The sequence below is a fragment of the Micromonospora globbae genome (assembly GCF_003610785.1).
Taxonomy (GTDB): Bacteria; Actinomycetota; Actinomycetes; order Mycobacteriales; family Micromonosporaceae; genus Micromonospora; species Micromonospora globbae.
The window spans coordinates 51077-70047 of the sequence record NZ_RAQQ01000027.1 but is presented as its reverse complement, the minus strand read 5'-3'; the positions used below and the strand labels follow the sequence as shown (position 1 = coordinate 70047).

Here is an 18971-nt window from a genome sequence, read left to right as displayed (position 1 = left end):
GGGGCAGGGTCAAGCAGCCCGGCGCGCCGGAGCGCGGGGGCTGAGGTGCGAGTGCTGTGCCACCGGAGCGAGCTGTGCGGCGTGGCGGGCGTCGAGTTCGGCGGCGAGCCGGCCAACGGCGGCAGCCTCGGCCGCGGTCAGCGGCGGCAGGGCTGCGGCGATCTCGGTCGCCCAGCGATCGACATCACCGATCTCGGTGACCCCCCTAGGTTCCCGGGTCACCGGTCGATCCTTTTCAGGTCGTCTAGAAACGCAGCCCACCTGAGTGCCTGCCGCCCTACGCGAGGGCTCGCGGTGCCGGTTTCCCAGCGTGACAGCGTCGCTGGGCTGATCTTCAAGGCGCGCGCCGCCTCGCGTAGTGACACGTTGGCGGCCTCGCGGATTGCACGTGCGTCGCCGCCGGCAGCCAGCGCACGAACACTGGCCACCCTCTTCAACTGAGCCGGACTGGGCTTCACCCGATCATTAGAACGCTTGGGGCAGGTGTCACGCAACTGTTTCCCCAGGCGTTTCAGCATCGCTTCGCGCCAGACGTTGCGGAAGTGTTCCACCTGCGGCACAATTACGCCCGTGGCCATGGCATATCTGCTCGCTTACGCAGCCGAGCACCTAGACGACGGACCAGTCGTCATCTCCTGCCGTGTACGCGACGACAGCTATCCGGGAGTGATGGCAGAGCTACACCTCATCCGAGAGGTTCACCCGCCCGGCTACCGCCACCACCTGATGCGGCTGACGCTCGGTGGTGGCGGTGGCCTGAGCGGCTGGCTGGTCGGTACCTTCGAAGGCGAGGACGACTTCTACCCAGCTCGAGAGATCCGTGACTTGCCCATCGCGCGTTGGGTCCGAGGCGCGAAGATGGTTGCGGATCTGGCGGCAGCCGACGACCAGTTCACGCCGGAGTTCGAGTTGGTGTACCGCGTCGACGAGCCCGACGTGGCTTCGCTTGCGGACGAACTCGTGGAGAAGATGTTCCCGGGGCTCGACGAGCAGAAGACCCCCGCCGCGCTCCGACGGCGCAAGTACCTTCGGCACCTCGCCCAAGTCGCCGTGATTTACGACCACAGTGTCGTGAACGGCCGCGACGACCCGGCTGCAGAGGTCGCCCGACGGTTCCACGCGCAGCCGGGGACGGCCCGCACGTGGGTGCACCGGGCGCGCAAGGAAGGTCTCATCGGGGCCACCGCACCAAGGGACGTAGCGGTGATGGCGGTCGGTGAGATCGAGCGGCCATGGAGCGAGGAAGAGAAGCGGAACCGACTGGCCAAGCTCGAACAGGAGCGTGCGCAGCTCAAGCTGGAGCTGGCGAAGATCAATGCGGCTAAGGAGCGGGGCCACGGTCCGGCGCAGCCCCGCCACGGTTCCCGCTAGGGTTGCGGCGCTGAGTCCGCCGACGGCTCCACGACCTTGATGCGTGTCGGGTCGAACCGCCGGGGCGCGGCAGGGTCGGCCGGCATCACGAGCAGCCGCCGACCGCGTAGCGCCTGACGAAGCAGGGCGCGACGCTCGGGCACGGTGGCACCATCCCAGCGTTGCTGCCACTGCTCACGGGATGCCGCAACCATCTCCGGGGTTACCTCGGCGACCGGGGACGCTTCCAGCTCCGTACGCTCGCGTCGCAGCTCGGCGATACGCCGATCCAACGGCCGGGCCGCCGCGTCGTAGCGGCGTAGCGTGATCTCGCCCTTGCCCAACCGGGTGGCGAGCTGCTCGGCGAGTTCTTCCGCTTCGGCGATCTCCGCATCGAGCTTCCGGCGCCGCTCGCCTACGGTCCGCGCCGCAGCCTCAACCGCAGCGGCATGACGGGGATCGGACAGGATCGCCACGGCCAGGGCTCCGACGTGGCGGTCCAGCTCGCGCTGGTCTACGGAGATCCGCCCGCACCCGCCGCCGTTTGCACGTGGCTGGCACCAGTACTGGCGGCGGACCGACCCGTCCGGGTACGGCTTCATGTTGGCGCGCGGCCGGCCGGTCAGGATGTGCTCGCATAGCCCGCACCCGACCGTTCCGGAGCAGAGGTAGGCGTCGGACGTCGGTCGCCCCCGGCGCCGGGCGGCGTATAGAGCGACAAGGCGGTCGAAGACGTCTTCGCTGAGGATCGGTTCACCGGGGAGCTGCGCCACAACGGTTCCCAGGTGGACGACCCGGCCCGCGTTTCGGGGCCGGGTGAGGACCTGGCGGAGTCCAGCCCGGGTCCACGGCTTGCCGTATGAGGTTAGGATTCCCCTCTCATTCAGCTCGACAATCAGCGCGTCCTGCGACTCGCCAGCCAGAACCCGCGCGGTCAGGTCGCGGATGACGGCCGCCTCGCTCTCGCGGATGGTGACCCCGTCCGACTCGAACCCGAACGGCCGGGTGGAGACGTTCGGCTCGCCCGCAGCGGCCTTCTTCCGCTTGCCGCGCTTCACCCTGGTCGATAGGCGGTCAGACTCGTATGCGGCGGTGGATAGCTGGTCGCGGAACGCCTTCTTCCCCGACGGCGAAGTCAGGTCGTACTCGCCCTCGGAGTCGAGCACGGTCAGCCCGCGCTCCGCGGCTGCGATCAGCCGTTCGCCCTCGATCGGGCGGCGGGAGAACCGTGCAAGGTCCCACACGATCACGCCTCCGGTGGCGCCCTCTTCGAGTCGTTGCATCATCCGATCCCAGCCGGGCCGCTTCACGCGGGGATTCCAGGCTGACCGTCCGGAGTCGACGTGGACCTCACCGACCTGGGCACCACGGTCCTCCACGACGATCGTGCAGTCGTCGACCTGGCCCTCGGTGGATCGCTGCCGGTCGTCGCCGAGGCGAGAAACGCGAGCGTAGATGTCGAGGGTCTGTGGTTGCTCCACCATGGAACAGGAGTGTAGCCTATTCCATGTCCACTCCCGCGAGGTTGCGCTGGTCGAGCAGGGCCTCACCGACGGGGGCGTCGGGGTGCGCGGCCAGCCGGCGGACCGCCTCCGCGGCGTCCCAGTCGGCGCCCAGCAGGTCGGGGCCGAGGTGGCCGACGAGCCGCTCCTCCTCGGCCGTGGGCACGAGCGCCAGCTCGTGCAGGTGGTAGCCGACGGCCACGGCCTGCGGGCTGCGCAGCACCGCCCGGATCAGGTGCCCCGGCCGGGCGGCCCAGCGCTCGCCCGGGGCGTACGCCCGCCAGGCGCCGTCCATCCGCAGGTGCGAGTGCAGTGTCCAGGACGTCGGGGGACTGTCGCCTTCGGCCGGGGCGGTGAGGCGGAGCAGCAGGTGCTTCCCGCGGGCGGCGGACTCCCGGACGGCCCACCCGGCGAGGTCGGTCGTGGCGAGCTGCGGCACCCGGAACTCGCTCGCGGTCAGCGTCGCGCCGGCCAGGGCGCGGTGCAGGACGCGGGCGGTGTTCCAGACGGTGTCGCCTTCGGGCACCCCTCCATCCTCCCTCCGTCGAGCCGGATTCGCATGTGTCGCTATTTGTACCCTGCTTCCGCTCGATCTCCCGACATGGGCACTATCAGGGAGTTCTGAGGAGTTTGCCCATGAAACGTATTCATCGTCCAGTCCGAACCGCCCTCCTCGCCCTGCTGACCGTGACCCTCGCCGCCGCACTCCTGCCCACGGCCAGCGTCGCCCCGGCGGCCACGGCGTCCGGCGCCCTCACCCTCACCGCAGCCGGCTCCGCCGCGGCCACCGACCGCTGGACCCTCGACCTGTCCGTCGTCGACGGCGACGACGTCAACGTCCGCTCCACCCCGGCCGGTCTCCGCCTCCGCGACGCCACCGCGGGTACCGCCCGCGCGGCCCTCGGCCCACTCGGCACCCCGGCCGAGGGGATGCTCGTCGGCACGCCCCGCACCCTGCCCCGGCCGGCCACCCGCGTCCACGCCGACGTCACCGCCCGGGTCCCCGCCGGCGGCGGCGTCGAGGTCGAGGTCCGCGGCTGGCGGACGAGCGGGGGATGGACCGAGTGGCGTACCGGCACGGCCGTCTTCGACCGGCCCGTCACCCGCGTACAGGCCCGCGTGGTGCTCACCGCCCGCGACCCGCGGGCCGTCGCCACGGTCCGCGCGGTACGCCTCACCGCGGACTCCGCCGCCACGGGACCCCGGGCCGCGGCGGCCGCCGCCACGCCGGGTATCACCTACCGGGTCTTCGCGACCCGCATCGGGCTCGTGGGCGAGGTGACCGCCAACGGCCGGACGATCCAGCCCCGCGACCACTTCGTGGCCCTGCCGTCGCGGCGGGCGCTCGCCCCCGAGGACACCGGCGACTACACCGTCCGGGTCTGCACCACGAACGGCAGCCGCTGCACGTACGCGCCCGTGTGGGACGTCGGTCCGTGGAACACTCGCGACGACTACTGGAACCCGAGCGCGGTGCGGGAGAACTGGAAGGACCTGCCGCGGGGCCGGCCCGAGGCACAGGCCGCCTACCAGAACGGCTACCACGGCGGGCGGGACCAGTTCGGGCGGGTCGTACGCAACCCGGCCGGCATCGACCTGGCCGACGGGACGTTCTGGGACGGGCTGCGGCTCACCACGAACGCCTGGGTGGACGTCGCCTACCTGTGGACCGGGTCCGGGCCGCACGGCGTGGTCGGCGACGGGCCGCTGAACATCCGCGCGGGCGCGAGCACCGCGTACGCGTCGGTCGGGCTGGCCGCCCAATACGCCATCGTGCCGATCCAGTGCTACGCGACGGGGCAGACGGTCGCCGGCCCGTACCGCACCACGAACCGGTGGAACCGCCTGGCCACCGGCCAGTTCGTCAGCCACGCGTACATCTCCGCCGTGTACGGCGGCACGGTGCCGCGCTGCTGACCAGCCCCGCGGAGCGTGCGTCCCGGTCGCCGGGGCGCACGCTCCGTGGCGGAGCCCACCCGCCGACCCAGGTCGCCCCGCTGGCTCGGCCGCCGAGCGGGTCGCCCCGCTGGTTCGGCCGCCGACGCAGGTCGCCCCGCTGGCTCAGCCGCCGATCCGCACCAGGTCGCCCGGCGCCACGGCCAGCACGTCCACGGCCCGCCCGCCGTTGACCGCGACCGCCACCTGCCCGGCGGAGTCGACGTACACCACGAGGTCCCCGGGCGAGGCGTCACCGAACGTCCGCCCGCGCCGCGCCGCCCAGCCCGTCCGCTCCGAGGGCTCGGCGGACGCCCGCTCCGGCCCGTGCTCGCCCGCGGCGGGCCGGCCCGTGTCGACGGCGGGGCCCGGCGCCCCGCCGGGGTCCGCGGTCCGTGGCGTCACGGTCAACCGGACCATCGCGGGCAGGCGTTCGAGCACCTCCGCGCCGGCGGCGAGCTGCACGTTGCCGAAGTGGTCCACGGTCAGCACCTCGGCGGTGACACCGCCGGCGTCCACCGTCACCCGCGGCGCGGGAAGCCGGACCAGCTCCGCCGGATCCACCGCTGGGCCCGCCTCCTCCAGCGGCGCGCCGAGCGCCAGCCGGGCGGCCACCGGCGCGAACACGTCCCGGCCGTGGAAGGTCCGGGAGACCCGGGGCGCCAACCAGGCCGGGTTGGTCAGCTCCACGGCGCCCGTCACCCCGCCGAGCGCGTCGGCGGCCTCCGGCAGCAGCCCGTTGTCCGGCCCCACGAGGAGCCCGCCCGGTGTCGCCAGGGCCACGCCGCGCCGGGCGGTGCCGACACCCGGGTCGACGACCGCGACGTGCACCCCGACGGGCAGGTACGGCACGGTCTGGGCGAGCACGGCCGCTCCCCGGCGGACGTCGGCGGGCGGCACCAGGTGGGTCACGTCGATCACCCGGGCGGCCGGGGCGATCCGGGCGATGACGCCGTGGCAGGCGGCCACGAAGCCGTCGGTGAGACCGTAGTCGGTGGTCAGCGAGATCCAGGGTGTGGCGGACATGCAACGCAGGCTAGCCCCGCCCACGGACCCGGCGCCGCGCCGGTAGGCGGGGTCCCGAGCACCACCTGCTCCCGTTCCTTGGCAGCGCCCACATCGGCCTCGCCAGCCCTCACGGCGTGAGGCGCCGCTCCAGGATCAGCTCGTCGTGCAGCGGGATGCCGTCCTCGCCGACGAGCGGGATCTCCGGCTTCAGCCGCCGGGCCCGGTCCACCGCGCCCCGGTCCACCCCGACCAGCCGCAGGCCGCGCCGCTGGTAGAAGCGGAGGGCGCGCAGGTTGTCGTTCGTCGTGATCAGCCAGAGCCGCGCCAGCCCCGCCGCTCGCGCCGTCGCCGCGGCCGCGTCCAGCAGCGCGGTGCCGACCCCGCCGCCGGGTACGGCGGCCACCACGCTGACCACCTCCAGACCGTCCGCCTCCCGGTGGTGCGCGAGAGCGCCGACCACCGCGCCGGCGCCGTCCACCGCCACCAGCGTCGGCAGCGTACGCAGGTCGTACCGGACGTCGTGGGCCACGACGTACGGGCCGCCCCACTCGCGCTCGTGCAGCGCGTCGACGGCGGCCCGGTCGTCCGGCCCGGCCTCCCGTACGGTGATCCCGCCCATGCCGTCTCCCTCCCCGGTCGTCCTCGGATGCCGGCCGGGATGCTACCGACCGGCCCGGGCCGGTCGCCGCGCGTTTCCGCCGTGGACCCGGCGCGACCGTCGCCGCACCGCAGGATCGCCTGGTCGCCGGGTACGTGCCGGATGGGCGACACCGTGAGTGACCGACCGGCCACTGTCGCCGGCGGATGGCGTTCGGAAGACTGCCCTGGTGACCCATCGACACCTGGCCGCGATCACGGTGCTCGCCGCCGCCGTCGCCGTCACCGCCGGATGCGGAGGCGGGGATGGTGCGGCCGCCGAACCGACCGTCACCCGCTCGGCCGTCGTCGTGCCACCCGCCACCGGCTCGGCGGTGGCCGTACCGACCCCCGCGGGCTCGACGAACGGCCCGGCCGTCCCGCCCGCGGGTGACGCGCCCGCCGGTGACGCGCCGGCCGTGCAGGAGCAGACCGAACGCCGCCCGGCCAGCCCGCCGCCGGTGGTGCTGCCGCGCCGCCCCGCCGGCGCCCCCGGGGCCCAGCAGGTGGTGGCCGCGTTCCGCGCCGCCGGCCTCCCGGTGCCCCACCCCCGCGACCGCTCGGTCGACTGCGGGCCGGACGGGCTCGGTCTCGGCTGCTCCGAGATCGTCGCCACCGACACCGTGACCGTGTACGTCTTCCCGGACGAGACCAGCGCGAGCGACATCGCGGACACCTGGGCCGGTCAGTCGTACCGGCGCGGCGCCGTGGTGCTCAACTACCTGGAGGCGAAGACGCCGGCCGGCGACCGCCCCCGCTACGAGGCGGTGCTCGCCCGGCTCCTCTGAGCGGCCGGTCGGGGGTGGCGCGTCGCCAGCGAGCGGCACCGGCGTGGCCGCGGGCCACCGCGACGGCCCGGGCCGTCGTCGTCAGCCGCGCAGCCGCAGACCGCGCGGGGTGGCCCGGAAACCGGCGGCGGTCAGGGCGTCACGCAGCGGCGAGGTGTTTACGGCCTCACCGTCGGCCCGCTCCACCGAGATGGCGCCGAGCGCGCCCGTGTGCACCGCGTCCGCCAGCGCCTTGGCGGCCGCCGCGAGCGCCTCGGTGTCGTCGGTGAAGGAGAGCAGCGTGCGCCCGCCCCGCTCCACGTAGAGCACGAGGTCGCCGGCGACCAGGACGACGAGCGCCCCCGCCTTGCGGCCGGCCCGGTGCCCGGTCGCCGGGGTGTCGCCGTCGCCCGAGTCGACCACCCGCTCCGGCCACGGCAGCGCCGCGCCGTACGGGTTCGCCGGGTCGGTGGCGGCGAGCACCAGTGTGGGGCCGCCCCGCCCGGCGTCGGCCGGTTCGGCGAGCGCCCGGATGCGGTCCACCGCTCCGGGCACGGCGAACTGGGCCGCGCCGAGCCCCTCCACGAAGTAGCCGCGCCGGGCCGCCCCGCGCTCCTCCAGCGCGGAGAGTACCGGGTACACGGCGGCGAAACCCCCGGTCACCTGCTCGGCCACGACCGCGCCCCGGGTGAGCACGCCGTGCCGGTCCAGCAGGACGTCGGCCAGCGCGGCGGCGCGGCGGGTGGGGTCGGTGTCCCGCTCCGGGAGGCGCGACCAGCGCCCCGCCACGGTGGGCGGGCCGCCGCGGGTGGGCAGCGCGATCCGGCCGGGGCGCCGGTATCGGGTGCGCGGCGCGGACGGCCGTGAACGGTGCGCCCCGCCCGCGCCGAGCACCGCGCGCAGCGGGGCGAGCGTGTCGTTGGTGAGGTGGCCGGCCCACACCAGGTCCCAGATGGCGGCGGTCAGCGCCGCGTCGTCGGTCGAGCCGACCCGGTCGGCCAGCGGTCGGAAGAAGAGCGCCTGCCCGTCGGCCAGCGCGTCGAGCACCGCCTCGTGCAGCGGCGTGAGGGCCAGCCCCTCGTCCGGCGGGGGGAGCAGCAGCGGCGCGGCGTCGGCGTACGCGAGCGTGACCCAGCCGTCGCCGCCGGAGATGGCGCCGGAGCCCGCCCAGACCACCTCGCCGCTCGCGCACAGCTCGTCGAGCTGCGCGGGGGAGTAGTCGGCCACCCGGCCCGGCAGCACCAGCCGCTCCAGCGCCGACGCCGGCACGGCGGCGCCCTGCAACTGCTCCACCGTCGCGGCCAGCGCCTCCACCCCGCGGGCGGACGAGCCGACCTGCTGCCAGCGGGGCAGGAACGCGGCCAGCGCGCGCGGCGGCACCGGCTCGATCTCCCGGCGCAGCGCGGCCAGGGACCGGCGACGCAGCATCCGCAGCACCTCGGCGTCGCACCACTGGCTGCCGACGGTGTCCGGGGTGAACTCGCCGGACACCACCCGGCCCGTGGCGGCGAGCCGCCGCAGCGCCTGCTCCACCACGAACACGCCGAGCCCGAACCGGGCCGCGCAGGTGGCGGCCGCGAACGGCCCGTGGGTGCGGGCGTACCGGGCGACGAGGTCGCCGAGCGGGTCGGGGACCGGTGCGAGGTACGCCTCGGCGACCCCGACGGGCAGGGCCACGCCGAGCGCGTCGCGCAGCCGGGCCGCGTCCTCGATGCCGACCCAGCGCTCCTCGCCGGCGATCCGGACGCGCAGCACCCGGCGGGCCGCCTCCAGGTCGGTGAGCCAGTCGACCGGCACGCCCCGCTCCGCCAGCTCGTCCGCCGTGAGGTCGCCGAGCACGCGCAGCAGCTCGACCACGTCCTCCGCGTCGCGGGGCCGCCGCTGCTCGGTGAGCCAGCGCAGCTGCCGCTCGGTCTCGGCGAGCACCGCCGGGTCGAGCAGCTCCCGCAGGTCGACGCGGCCGAGCAGTTCGCCGAGGAGCGCCGAGTCCAGTGCCAGCGCGGCGGCCCGCCGCTCGGCGAGCGGCGCGTCGCCCTCGTAGAGAAACGCGCCCACGTAGCCGAAGAGCAGCGACCGGGCGAACGGCGACGGCTGCGCGGTCTCCACCTCGACGAGGCGCACCCGGCGGGCGGACAGGTCCCGCATGAGCCCGGCCAGGGCCGGCTGGTCGAACACGTCCTGGAGGCACTCCCGCGCGGCCTCCAGCGTGACCGGGAAGTCGGCGTACTCGCGGGCGACGTCGAGCAGTTGGGCGGCGCGCTGGCGCTGCTGCCAGAGCGGTTGGCGGCGGCGCGGGTCGCGGCGGGGCAGCAGCAGCGACCGGGCCGCGCACTCGCGGAACCGGGACGCGAAGAGCGCCGACGTGCCGACGGACTCCTCCACGAGCTGGGCGATCTCGTCGGGTTCGAAGGCCACCACGTCGGCGCCGGGTGGTTCGTCGGCGGTGTCCGGCAGGCGTACGACGATGCCGTCGTCGGACGGCATCACCTGGGCGTCCACGCCGTAGCGCTCGGTCAGCCGGCGCCCGATGGCCAGCGCCCACGGCGCGTTGACCCGCGCACCGAGCACGCTGTGCACCGCGAGACGCCAGTCGCCCAGCTCGTCACGGAACCGCTCGACGACGATCGTCCGGTCGTCCGGCAGCGACCGCGTGGCGGCACGCTGCTCCCGCAGGTACGCCATGAGGTTGCCGGCCGCCCAGTCGTCCAGCCCGCCGGCGCGCAGCGCGGCGATCGCCGCCTCGTCGTCCGTCCGCAGCAGGGCGCGCACCCGGGCGCCGATGGCGCGGCCCAGCTCGACGGGCCGGCCCAGCGTGTCGCCCTTCCAGAACGGCATCCGCGCGGCCTGTCCGGGCGCGGGGGACACGAGCACCCGGTCCGGTGTGATCTCCTCGATCCGCCAGGACGACGAGCCGAGCAGGAAGACGTCGCCGACGCGCGACTCGTAGACCATCTCCTCGTCGAGTTCGCCCACCCGGGCGGCCCGTTCGGCGCCGGCCAGGAAGACCCCGAAGAGGCCCCGGTCGGGGATCGTGCCGCCGCTGGTCACGGCGAGCCGTTGCGCGCCGGGCCGGCCGGTGAGCACGTCGGTGGCCCGGTCCCAGACGAGCCGGGGGCGCAGCTCGGCGAAGGCCGTCGAGGGGTAGCGGCCGGAGAGCATGTCGAGCACGGCGTGCAGCGCCGAGTCGGGCAGCTCGGCGAAGGGCGCCGCGCGCCGGACCACCACGGCGAGGTCGCCCACCCGCCACGGTTCCAGTGCCACCATCGCCACGATCTGCTGGGCCAGCACGTCGAGCGGGTTGCGCGGGAAGTGCAGCTCCTCGATGGCGCCCTCGCTCATCCGTTCCGCCACGACGGCGCAGGAGAGGAGGTCGCCGCGGTGCTTGGGGAAGACCACGCCGCGGGAGACGGCGCCGACCTGGTGCCCGGCCCGACCGACGCGCTGCAGGCCGGCGGCGACGCTCGGCGGGGCCTCGATCTGCACGACGAGGTCGACCGCGCCCATGTCGATGCCGAGTTCCAGGCTGGAGGTGGCGACCACGGCGGGCAGCTGCCCGGACTTCAACGCCTCCTCGATGTGCTTGCGCTCCTCGCGGGAGACGCTGCCGTGGTGGGCCCGGGCGATCACGGGTGCCGCGCCGGCGGCCGATCCGGACTGGGCCATCACCTCGGCCGGCTGGCGCGGCGCCCGGAACGGCCCGCCGGACGGGGCGCGACCGCCGGCCGGGCCGCCGTCGGCCGCGGACCGGCCGGGACCGCTCCCCGCGCCGGTGCCGTCCGCGCCGGCCAGCTCCTCGGCGGCCAGCTCGTTGAGGCGGGCGCAGAGCCGCTCCGCGCTGCGCCGGGAGTTGGTGAAGACGATGGTCGAGCGGTGCGCCCGGATGAGGGCGTAGACCCGTTCCTCGACGGCGGGCCAGATGGACGGCCGGCGCGGCCCCGGCCCGCCCAGCTCGTCGTCGAGCGGCTGCTCCTGCTCGTCGAGGCGGGTCATGTCCTCCACGGGCACCTCGACGGCGACCTCGATGGTCTTCGGCGTGGGCGGTTGGACCACGTCGACGGGCCGGGCCCCGCCGAGGAACCGTGCGCAGCCGTCGATCGGCCGGACCGTGGCGGACAGGCCGATCCGCTGGGCGGGTGCCGGCAGGAGTTCGTCGAGCCGCTCCAGGGACAGCGCGAGGTGGGCGCCGCGCTTGCTGCCGGCGACCGCGTGCACCTCGTCGACGATGACCGTCTGGACGCCGCGGAGCGAGTCGCGGGCAGCGGAGGTGAGCAGCAGGAACAGCGACTCGGGGGTGGTGATGAGGATGTCCGGCGGGGTCCGCGCGAAGGCGCGCCGCTCGTCGGCCGGGGTGTCGCCGGTGCGCATGCCGACCGTGATGTCGGGCGGGGCGATGCCGAGCCGGGTCGCGGCCTGCCGGATGCCGGCGAGGGGGGCGCGCAGGTTGCGCTCGACGTCGACGGCGAGCGCCTTGAGCGGGCTCACGTAGAGCACCCGGCACCGCTGTTTCGCGTCGGCCGGGGCGGGCTCGCGGGCCAGCCGGTCGAGGGACCAGAGGAAGGCGGCGAGGGTCTTGCCGGAGCCGGTCGGCGCCACGACGAGCGCGTTGCGCCCGGCCGAGACCGCCTGCCACGCGCCCGCCTGGGCGGCGGTGGGCGCGGCGAAGGCGGCGGTGAACCACTCCCGGGTCGCCGGGCTGAACCCGCTCAGCACGTCCGCGTCGCCCACGCCGGGGCCGTCTGCCATCTCCGCCACCTGTCCATCCTGCCGCGGGGCTGCGACAATCCCCCTACGGGCGGTGGTGGTTTATGTCTGGATAGGACACTTGGGGAGTGGAAGTAACGGTTGACGCATTAAGTCTCACTTAACTGCTTGCTTGTGATGCGCAACATAAAGTAACTTCACTCGCGACCGGACCGGGGTGGAGGAATCGGATGGCCGTCGAGCAGCGGAACGTCGAGCGCGGCACGGACGTGCTCATCCGCAAGGTCGACAGCCATCTCGCCGCCGTCCGCGCCGGGCTGCGCGGTCCCGAACTCGAGCTCGCCGAGCGGCTGGCCCGCTGCCTGCGCGAACTGGTCGTCTCCACGGCCCATGCCAGCGCCGCCGACCGGGGGCAGGTCCGCGCCGCGGTGCACTACTTCGTACTGCGGCGGGAGAGTCGAGGTCGCCTGCTGTCGGTGCGCTCGCTGGCCGCCGCGGAGCGCGTCGTGCACCGGGTCGCCCGCCAGCTCGGGCGCACCGACCTGCTGACCGAGTCGGGGCGCCAGGGGGCCGCCCTCGACACCCGCACCCCGGCACACCAGGAGCCCCCCGACCAACCCGCCGACGCCGGCCCGCCCGCCGGATCACCCGCCCGCTCTCGCGGTTGATCATGAGGTTGGCGGGGGTGAACGTCCCGGTTTCTGCCCGGCAACCTCATGATCACCGGGGTGGGGGTCGCGGGTGGGACGGGGCGGCGCCGGGGTCTTTTGGATGTGGGGCACCTGGGCGGGCGATACGGGCGATTTTCGCAGAATCCGCCCGAAGAGCGCGGAACTGACGTCTGATCGCATCTAGGCGCCGACCGCCGGAGGCGTCCGCCGCTGCCACCTCGACCGGGAGTGCGGGTGCTCGTACTGCTGATCCTCCACCTCGTGGCGGCACTCCTCGCGCCGCTGTTCGTCAGGTGGTGGGGTCCGCGCGCCTTCTACCCGCTGGCGCTGGCGCCGGCCGCCGCCTTCGGCTGGGCGCTGGCGCAGACGCCGGCCGTCCGGCACGGCGGCGCGGTGGTCGAGACGTACGCCTGGATCCGCCAGCTCCGCCTCGACCTCGCGTTCCGGCTCGACACGCTCTCCTGGCTGATGACCCTGCTGGTGGGCGCCGTCGGCGCGCTCGTGCTCGTCTACTGCGCCCGGTACTTCGGCCCCGGCTCCCTCGGGCTGGCCCGGTTCGCCGCCGTCCTGGTCGCGTTCGCCGGGGCCATGCTCTGTGTCGTCTTCGCCGACGACCTCCTGCTGCTGTACGTCGGCTGGGAACTGACCACGATCTTCTCGTACCTGCTGATCGGGCACAGCACCGAGCGGCGGTCCAGCCGCTGGGCGGCCGCGCAGGCGCTGATCGTCACCTCGCTCGGCGGGCTCGCCATGCTCGTCGGGTTCATCCTGCTCGGCCAGCACGCCGGTACCTACCGGTGGTCGGAGATCGGGGCCGGGCGGCTGCCCGACGGCGGCCACCTCGTCGCCGCGGTGCTGCTGATCCTGGCCGGCGCGCTGTCCAAGTCGGCGGTGCTGCCGTTCAACGCCTGGCTGCCGGTGGCGATGGCGGCGCCCACACCGGTGAGCGCGTACCTGCACGCGGCCGCCATGGTGAAGGCCGGCGTCTACCTCATCGGGCTGCTCGCGCCGGCGCTCGCCACCGTGGGGCCGTGGCGACCGGTCGTGCTGGTCGCGGGCGTGGCCACCATGATCGTCGGTGGCTGGGCCGCCCTGCGGCAGACCGACCTGAAGCTGCTGCTGGCGTACGGCACGGTGAGCCAGCTCGGCCTGCTCGTGGTGCTCGTCGGGGCGGGCACCCCGGACGCCGCCCTGGCCGGGGTCGCCATGCTGCTCGCGCACGCCCTGTTCAAGGCGACCCTCTTCCTCGTGGTCGGGGTGATCGACCACGGTGCCGGCACCCGGGACCTGCGCGAGCTCTCCGGGCTGCGGCACGGCGCGGCGCCGCTCGTGACCGTGGCGCTGCTGGCCGCCGCGTCCATGGCCGGGGTGCCGCCGCTGATCGGCTTCGTCGCCAAGGAGGCGGCGTTCGCCGCGTTCACCGACCGGCCGGTGGTCCTCGCCGGGCTCGTGGCGGGCACCGCGCTCACCGTGGCGTACAGCGTGCGGTTCCTGTGGGGGGCGTTCGCCGACCGGCCGGACGTCGCGCCGGCGCGCCTCGGCCGGGTCGCGCCGCCGCTGCTGCTGCCGCCGGCCCTGCTCGCCGTCGCGGGGCTGGTCGCCGGGCCGCTCGCCGGTGGTCTCGACCCTCTCCTGCGCCCGTACGCCGAACTGCTCGGCACGCTCCACGCGCACCTGGCGCTCTGGCACGGGCCGACCCCGGCGCTCGGCCTGTCGGCGCTGGCGCTGCTCGCGGGCGGCGCGCTCTTCGCGCTGCGCGGCCCCCTCGCCCCGGTCCTGGCCCGGCTGCGGGCCCCGGTCGGCGGGAATCCCGGCTACGAGTGGGTGGTCGGGCGCTTCGACCGGCTCGCCGTCGAGGTGACCGGCGCGACCCAGCGCGGCTCCCTGCCGCAGTACCTGGGCATCATCCTCGTCGTGTTCGTGCTGCTCCCCGGCGGCGCGATGCTGGCCTCCCGGCCCTGGCAGGAGCGGATCGCCCTCTGGCAGACCCCGTTGCAACTGGTCGTCGTCGTGGTCCTCGCGGTCGCGGCGGTGCTGGCGGTACGCGTACGCCGCCGGCTGACCGCCATGCTGCTGGTCGGGGTCACCGGCTACGGCACCGCGATGCTGTTCGTCCTCTCCGGCGCACCGGACCTGGCGCTCACCCAGTTCCTCGTGGAGACCGCGACCATCGCGGTCTTCGTCCTCGTGCTGCGCCGCCTGCCGGCGCGCTTCTCGGCCCGTCCACTGCGCCGCAGCCGGTGGCTGCGCCGGGCGGTCGCCGTGGGGGCCGGCCTGGCGGCCGCCGGCCTCGCGCTGGTCGCCGGTGCCGCCCGGCAGAGCACCAGCATCTCGACGGCCTTCGCCGACCTGGCCGTCAGCGAGGGGCACGGCCGCAACGTGGTCAACGTGACGCTGGTCGACATCCGAGCCTGGGACACCATGGGTGAGATCTCCGTGCTCGTGGTGGCCGCCACCGGCGTGGCCAGCCTGATCTTCGAGCGGTCCCGCACCGGACCCCGGCCCCGCCGGCCGCAGCGGGAGACCCGCCCGCAGCGCCCCGGCCAGCCCGTCTGGCTGCGGGGCGGCGCCCGCCTGCACGAGCGGCGCCGGTCGATCGTCCTGGAGGTGATCACCCGGCTGCTCTTCCACACGGTGGTGCTGTTCTCGCTCTTCCTGCTCTTCTCCGGCCACAACGCACCCGGCGGCGGCTTCGCCGGCGGGCTGGTGGCGAGCCTCGCGCTGGTCGTCCGCTACCTGGCCGGCGGCCGGTACGAACTGGCCGACGCCGCGCCGATCGGGGCGGGCACCGTGCTCGGCGCCGGGCTGGCCGTCTCGGTGGGCACCGGGGTGATCGCGCTGCTGGCCGGCGGCTCGGTGCTCCAGAGTGCCCGCGTCGACCTGTACGTGCCGGGGATCGGGCACTTCTACCTCGTCACGTCCCTCTTCTTCGACGTGGGCGTCTACCTCGTGGTGGTCGGGCTGATGCTGGACATCCTGCGCCGCCTCGGCGCCGAGGTGGACCGGCACATCGAGGCCGCCGACGCCCGCGTGGCCGCCGACCAGGGGGAGGGCCGGTGAACGGCGGCGGGGCGGGCCCGACGGCCGTGCTGGTCGTCGCCGTCGGCGTGCTCGTCTCCTGCGGGGTGCGCCTGCTGCTGGAGCGCAGCCTGACCCGGATCCTCCTCGGGATCGTCCTGCTCGGCAACGGCGTCAACCTGCTCATCATGATGGGCGGCCGCTCCGGCGGAGCCCCCGTGGTGGGCACCGGTCCCGTCGACCGGATGAGCGACCCGCTTCCGCAGGCCATGGTGCTCACCTCCATCGTCATCACCTTCGGGCTCACCGCGTTCCTGCTCGCGGTCGCCTACCGCAGTTGGTACCTGACGGGGGACGACGAGGTGCCCGACGACGTGGAGGACCGGCAGATCGTCCGCCGGGCCGAGCGTGACGAGGTGGCCACCGCGGACCTCGGCGGCGAGGGCCCGGGCGCCGACCCGGAGCAGGTCGACCCGGAACCGGCGCGGCGGCGGCTGCGGCGCGGGGACGGCGTCGCATGACCCGGCGGGCGCCCCGATGAGCCGGCTGCTGCCCCTGCCGGTGGTGGTGCCGCTGCTCGGCGCCGCGCTGACCCTGGTGCTGGGCCGGTGGCCCCGGTTGCAGCGCGCCATCAGCGTGACCGGGCTCTCGACCACGCTGGTGGTCGCCGCGGTGCTGCTCGTGCAGGCGTACCGGCACGGGCCGGTGGTGCTGGCCGTCGGGGCGTGGCCGCCGCCGGTCGGGATCGTGCTGGTCGCCGACCAGCTCGCGGCGCTGATGCTGGTGGTGTCCTCGGCCGTCACCCTCTGCGTGCTGCTCTACTCGATCGGGCAGCGGCAGGCGGAGATCGGCGAGAACGCCCCCGTGACGATCTACCACCCGACGTACCTGGTGCTGACCGCCGGCGTGACCAACGCGTTCCTCGCCGGCGACCTGTTCAACCTCTTCGTGGCCTTCGAGATCCTGCTCGCCGCGAGCTTCGTGCTCATCACGCTCGGCGGCACCGAGGTGCGGATCCGGACCGGCTCGACGTACGTGGTGGTCAGCATCCTCTCGTCGATGGTCTTCCTGGCCGCCGTGGGGCTGGTGTACGCGGCCACCGGCACGCTGAACATGGCCCAGCTCGCCCAGCGCCTGGACGCGCTGCCGGAGGGCGTACGGCTGGCGTTGCAGGTGGCGCTGCTGCTCGCGTTCGGGGTCAAGGCGGCGGTCTTCCCGCTCTCGGCCTGGCTGCCGGACAGCTACCCGACCGCCCCGGCCCCCGTCACCGCGGTCTTCGCCGGCCTGCTCACCAAGGTCGGCGTGTACGCGGTCATCCGGACCGAGACGCTGCTCTTCCCCGGAGGTCAGGTGTCCCGGCTGCTCATGGTGGTGGCCGGGCTGACCATGCTGGTCGGCATCCTCGGCGCGGTGGCGCAGTCGGACATGAAGCGGCTCTTCTCGTTCACGCTCGTCAGCCACATCGGCTACATGATCTTCGGCGTGGCGCTGAGCACCGTGGCCGGGCTCGCCGGGGCGATCTTCTACGTGGTGCACCACATCACCATCCAGACGACCCTCTTCCTGGTGGCCGGTCTGGTCGAGCTGCGGGCCGGCAGCACCGACCTGCGCCGCCTCGGCGGGCTGGCGCGGATGGCGCCGCTGCTCGGCGTGCTCTTCTTCGTGCCGGCCATGAACCTCGCCGGTGTGCCGCCGTTCTCCGGTTTCCTCGGCAAGCTCGGCCTGCTCCAGGCCGGCGTCACGGCCGGCGGCGCGCTGCCCCTGGCGCTGGTCGCCGCCGGCACGCTGACCAGCCTGCTCACCCTGTACGTGGCCTCCCGGGTGTGGAACATCGCGTTCTGGCGCGAACCCCGGCTGGCCACCGAGGAGCCGGCCGTCCGGCTGCCCGCCACGATGGTGGGCGCCACGGTCGCCCTGATCGTGCTCGGGCTGGCGTTGACCGTGGCCGCCGGGCCGCTCTTCGACGTGACCGCCGACGCCGCCACCGACCTGCGCGACCGCACCCCGTACATCCGGGCCGTGTTCCCCGGCGGCACGCCGTGACCGGCGAGGAGCCGCCGGTCGGCCGGGTACGCAGCCGGGTGGGGCGGTGGCGGGACCAGGCGGCGGCGCTCGGCTGGCTGGTGCTGATCTGGAACCTGCTCTGGGGGGACTTCTCCTGGGGGAACCTGCTCGGCGGGCTGCTCGCCGGCATGGCCGTGCTGGTCTTCTTCCCGCTTCCACCGGTCACGTTCGCCGGTCGGGTGCGCCCCCGGGCCCTGCTGGCGCTCGCCGGCCGGTTCGTCGCCGAGCTGGTCGTGGCGAGCGTGCACGTGGCCGCCGTCGCGGTGCGGCCCGGGTTCGTCCCGCGCAGCGCCGTCATCGGAGTTCCGCTGCGGGTACGCACCGACCTGAACCTGGCGCTCACCGCCGAACTGGTCTCGCTGGTCCCCGGCACGCTGATCCTCGAGGTGGACCGGGAGGCCGCGATCCTCTACCTGCACGTGCTGGACGTACGCGGGCCGCAGGGCCTCGCGGACAACCGTCAGCGGGTGCTCGACATCGAACGGCGCATCGTCCGGGCCATCGGCTCGGCGGACGAACTGCGCCGGGTGCACAGCGATCCCGTCGAGAAGGAGAACACCTCGTGACCACGTTCCTCGTCGTCGTCCTCACCGCGCTGTTCTCGGTGACGGCGCTGCTCGTCCTGGTCCGGCTGTACCGGGGCCCGTCGCTGGTCGACCGGGTGGTCGCCGCCGACATGCTGCTGGCCACCATGGTCGGCTCGGTCGCCGCCGAGGCGGCGGTCAACCGGCACGCGACCACGCTGCCCGTGCTCGTCGTGCTCTCCCTGCTCGGCTTCGTCGGCTCGGTCTCCCTGGTCCGGTTCGCCGTGCGGACGGAGGCCTGATGGTCACCGTCGTCGCCGACTGGCTGGGTGCCCTGTTCCTGGTGGCCGGCGCGCTGCTCGCCCTGGCCGCCGGGATCGGCGTGCTGCGCTTCCCCGACGTGCTGGACCGCATGCACGCGGCCACCAAACCACAGTCGCTCGGGGTGCTGCTCGTCCTGACCGGGGTGGCGCTGCGGCTGCGGTCCCCGAGCGACCTCGGGATGGTGGCGCTCGTCGCGATCTTCCAGCTGGCCACCGCCCCGGTGGCCGCCCAGATGATCGGCCGGGCCGCGTACCGCTCCGGGCGGGTCGACCGTGACCTGCTCGTCGTCGACGAACTCGCCGACCGCTGATCGGGCACACAGGCAGTGCCGGCCGCACCTTCCGGCAAACCGGATAAGCGGGAGCCTTCGGCCACCCTCAGCGGACGTACAGCCAGCGCCGATAAAATGGCCGCATGATCGACTCTTCTGCCCCGGAGGGCAGCAGTAGCCAGCCGGGTCATGCCCGGCAT

The 18971-nt window shown here is 74.5% G+C and carries 15 protein-coding genes and 3 pseudogenes; 10 read left to right on the top strand and 8 right to left on the bottom strand.

Features of this window, described 5'->3' with window-relative positions:
* Window positions 1–9: 9 nt before the first annotated feature.
* Both D7I43_RS27990 and D7I43_RS27985 read right to left on the bottom strand, forming a co-directional pair.
* On the bottom strand, window positions 10–222 hold the full coding sequence (locus tag D7I43_RS27990) for a hypothetical protein (protein WP_120331577.1): 213 nt from the start codon (window positions 220–222) through the stop codon (window positions 10–12).
* Complete coding sequence (locus tag D7I43_RS27985) at window positions 219–578, bottom strand: helix-turn-helix domain-containing protein (RefSeq protein WP_120331576.1); 360 nt, start codon at window positions 576–578, stop codon at window positions 219–221. The genes D7I43_RS27990 and D7I43_RS27985 overlap by 4 nt, the downstream gene beginning before the upstream one ends.
* On the opposite strand from D7I43_RS27985, the gene D7I43_RS27980 reads away from it, so the two are divergent.
* Window positions 577–1371, top strand: coding sequence for a hypothetical protein (locus D7I43_RS27980; RefSeq protein WP_147427307.1), 795 nt, complete (start codon window positions 577–579; stop codon window positions 1369–1371). The two genes, D7I43_RS27985 and D7I43_RS27980, sit on opposite strands and share 2 nt — an antisense overlap.
* Here the strand turns inward: D7I43_RS27980 and D7I43_RS27975 are convergent.
* Window positions 1368–2834 (bottom strand): recombinase family protein, encoded by a 1467-nt coding sequence (locus D7I43_RS27975; protein ID WP_120331574.1) that lies wholly within the window; start codon window positions 2832–2834, stop codon window positions 1368–1370. The two genes, D7I43_RS27980 and D7I43_RS27975, sit on opposite strands and share 4 nt — an antisense overlap.
* A gap of 28 nt (window positions 2835–2862) precedes the next feature.
* Window positions 2863–3378 (bottom strand): annotated as a pseudogene (locus D7I43_RS27970) (DNA-formamidopyrimidine glycosylase family protein); the annotation flags it as partial.
* Between the two features lie 110 nt (window positions 3379–3488).
* Between D7I43_RS27970 and D7I43_RS27965 the strand changes: the two are divergent.
* Window positions 3489–4769, top strand: a complete 1281-nt coding sequence (locus D7I43_RS27965) for a hypothetical protein (RefSeq protein ID WP_120331573.1) — start codon at window positions 3489–3491, stop codon at window positions 4767–4769.
* Between the two features lie 144 nt (window positions 4770–4913).
* On the opposite strand, the pseudogene D7I43_RS34460 reads toward D7I43_RS27965, so the two are convergent.
* From D7I43_RS34460 to D7I43_RS27955, 3 genes and pseudogenes are all read right to left on the bottom strand, one after another.
* Window positions 4914–5066: pseudogene (locus D7I43_RS34460) on the bottom strand (SAM hydroxide adenosyltransferase); the annotation flags it as partial.
* Between the two features lie 117 nt (window positions 5067–5183).
* Window positions 5184–5813 (bottom strand): annotated as a pseudogene (locus D7I43_RS27960) (SAM hydrolase/SAM-dependent halogenase family protein); the annotation flags it as partial.
* 109 nt (window positions 5814–5922) lie between these two features.
* Window positions 5923–6414: a GNAT family N-acetyltransferase gene (locus tag D7I43_RS27955; RefSeq protein WP_120331571.1), complete on the bottom strand. Its 492-nt coding sequence runs from the start codon at window positions 6412–6414 to the stop codon at window positions 5923–5925.
* 208 nt (window positions 6415–6622) lie between these two features.
* Between D7I43_RS27955 and D7I43_RS27950 the strand changes: the two genes are divergently transcribed.
* On the top strand, window positions 6623–7219 hold the full coding sequence (locus D7I43_RS27950; protein ID WP_120331570.1) for a hypothetical protein: 597 nt from the start codon (window positions 6623–6625) through the stop codon (window positions 7217–7219).
* 81 nt (window positions 7220–7300) lie between these two features.
* Here D7I43_RS27950 and D7I43_RS27945 read toward each other — a convergent pair whose 3' ends face one another.
* A complete protein-coding gene (locus D7I43_RS27945; RefSeq protein ID WP_120331601.1) occupies window positions 7301–11941 on the bottom strand; it encodes an ATP-dependent helicase in 4641 nt (1546 codons plus the stop codon).
* Between the two features lie 188 nt (window positions 11942–12129).
* Here D7I43_RS27945 and D7I43_RS27940 point away from each other — a divergent pair, with 188 nt between their 5' ends.
* The 7 genes from D7I43_RS27940 (at window position 12130) to mnhG (ending at window position 18810) form a co-directional block, all read left to right on the top strand.
* The gene (locus tag D7I43_RS27940) at window positions 12130–12567 is read left to right on the top strand and encodes a hypothetical protein (protein ID WP_240033198.1); all 438 of its coding nucleotides are present in this window, start codon (window positions 12130–12132) and stop codon (window positions 12565–12567) included.
* Between the two features lie 237 nt (window positions 12568–12804).
* A complete protein-coding gene (locus D7I43_RS27935) occupies window positions 12805–15630 on the top strand; it encodes a Na+/H+ antiporter subunit A (protein WP_120331600.1) in 2826 nt (941 codons plus the stop codon).
* Entirely contained in the window at window positions 15627–16109 is a 483-nt protein-coding gene (locus D7I43_RS27930) for a Na(+)/H(+) antiporter subunit C (protein ID WP_120331569.1), read from the top strand. The genes D7I43_RS27935 and D7I43_RS27930 overlap by 4 nt, the downstream gene beginning before the upstream one ends.
* Window positions 16110–16125: 16 nt before the next feature.
* The gene (locus tag D7I43_RS27925; RefSeq protein ID WP_120331568.1) at window positions 16126–17631 is read left to right on the top strand and encodes a Na+/H+ antiporter subunit D; all 1506 of its coding nucleotides are present in this window, start codon (window positions 16126–16128) and stop codon (window positions 17629–17631) included.
* Entirely contained in the window at window positions 17628–18218 is a 591-nt protein-coding gene (locus tag D7I43_RS27920; RefSeq protein ID WP_120331567.1) for a Na+/H+ antiporter subunit E, read from the top strand. Before D7I43_RS27925 ends, D7I43_RS27920 begins: the two co-directional genes overlap by 4 nt.
* Window positions 18215–18478, top strand: a complete 264-nt coding sequence (locus D7I43_RS27915; RefSeq protein ID WP_120331566.1) for an MrpF/PhaF family protein — start codon at window positions 18215–18217, stop codon at window positions 18476–18478. Before D7I43_RS27920 ends, D7I43_RS27915 begins: the two co-directional genes overlap by 4 nt.
* On the top strand, window positions 18478–18810 hold the full coding sequence (gene mnhG, locus D7I43_RS27910) for a monovalent cation/H(+) antiporter subunit G (protein WP_120331565.1): 333 nt from the start codon (window positions 18478–18480) through the stop codon (window positions 18808–18810). The genes D7I43_RS27915 and mnhG overlap by 1 nt, the downstream gene beginning before the upstream one ends.
* The last annotated feature ends 161 nt before the right edge of the window (window positions 18811–18971 follow it).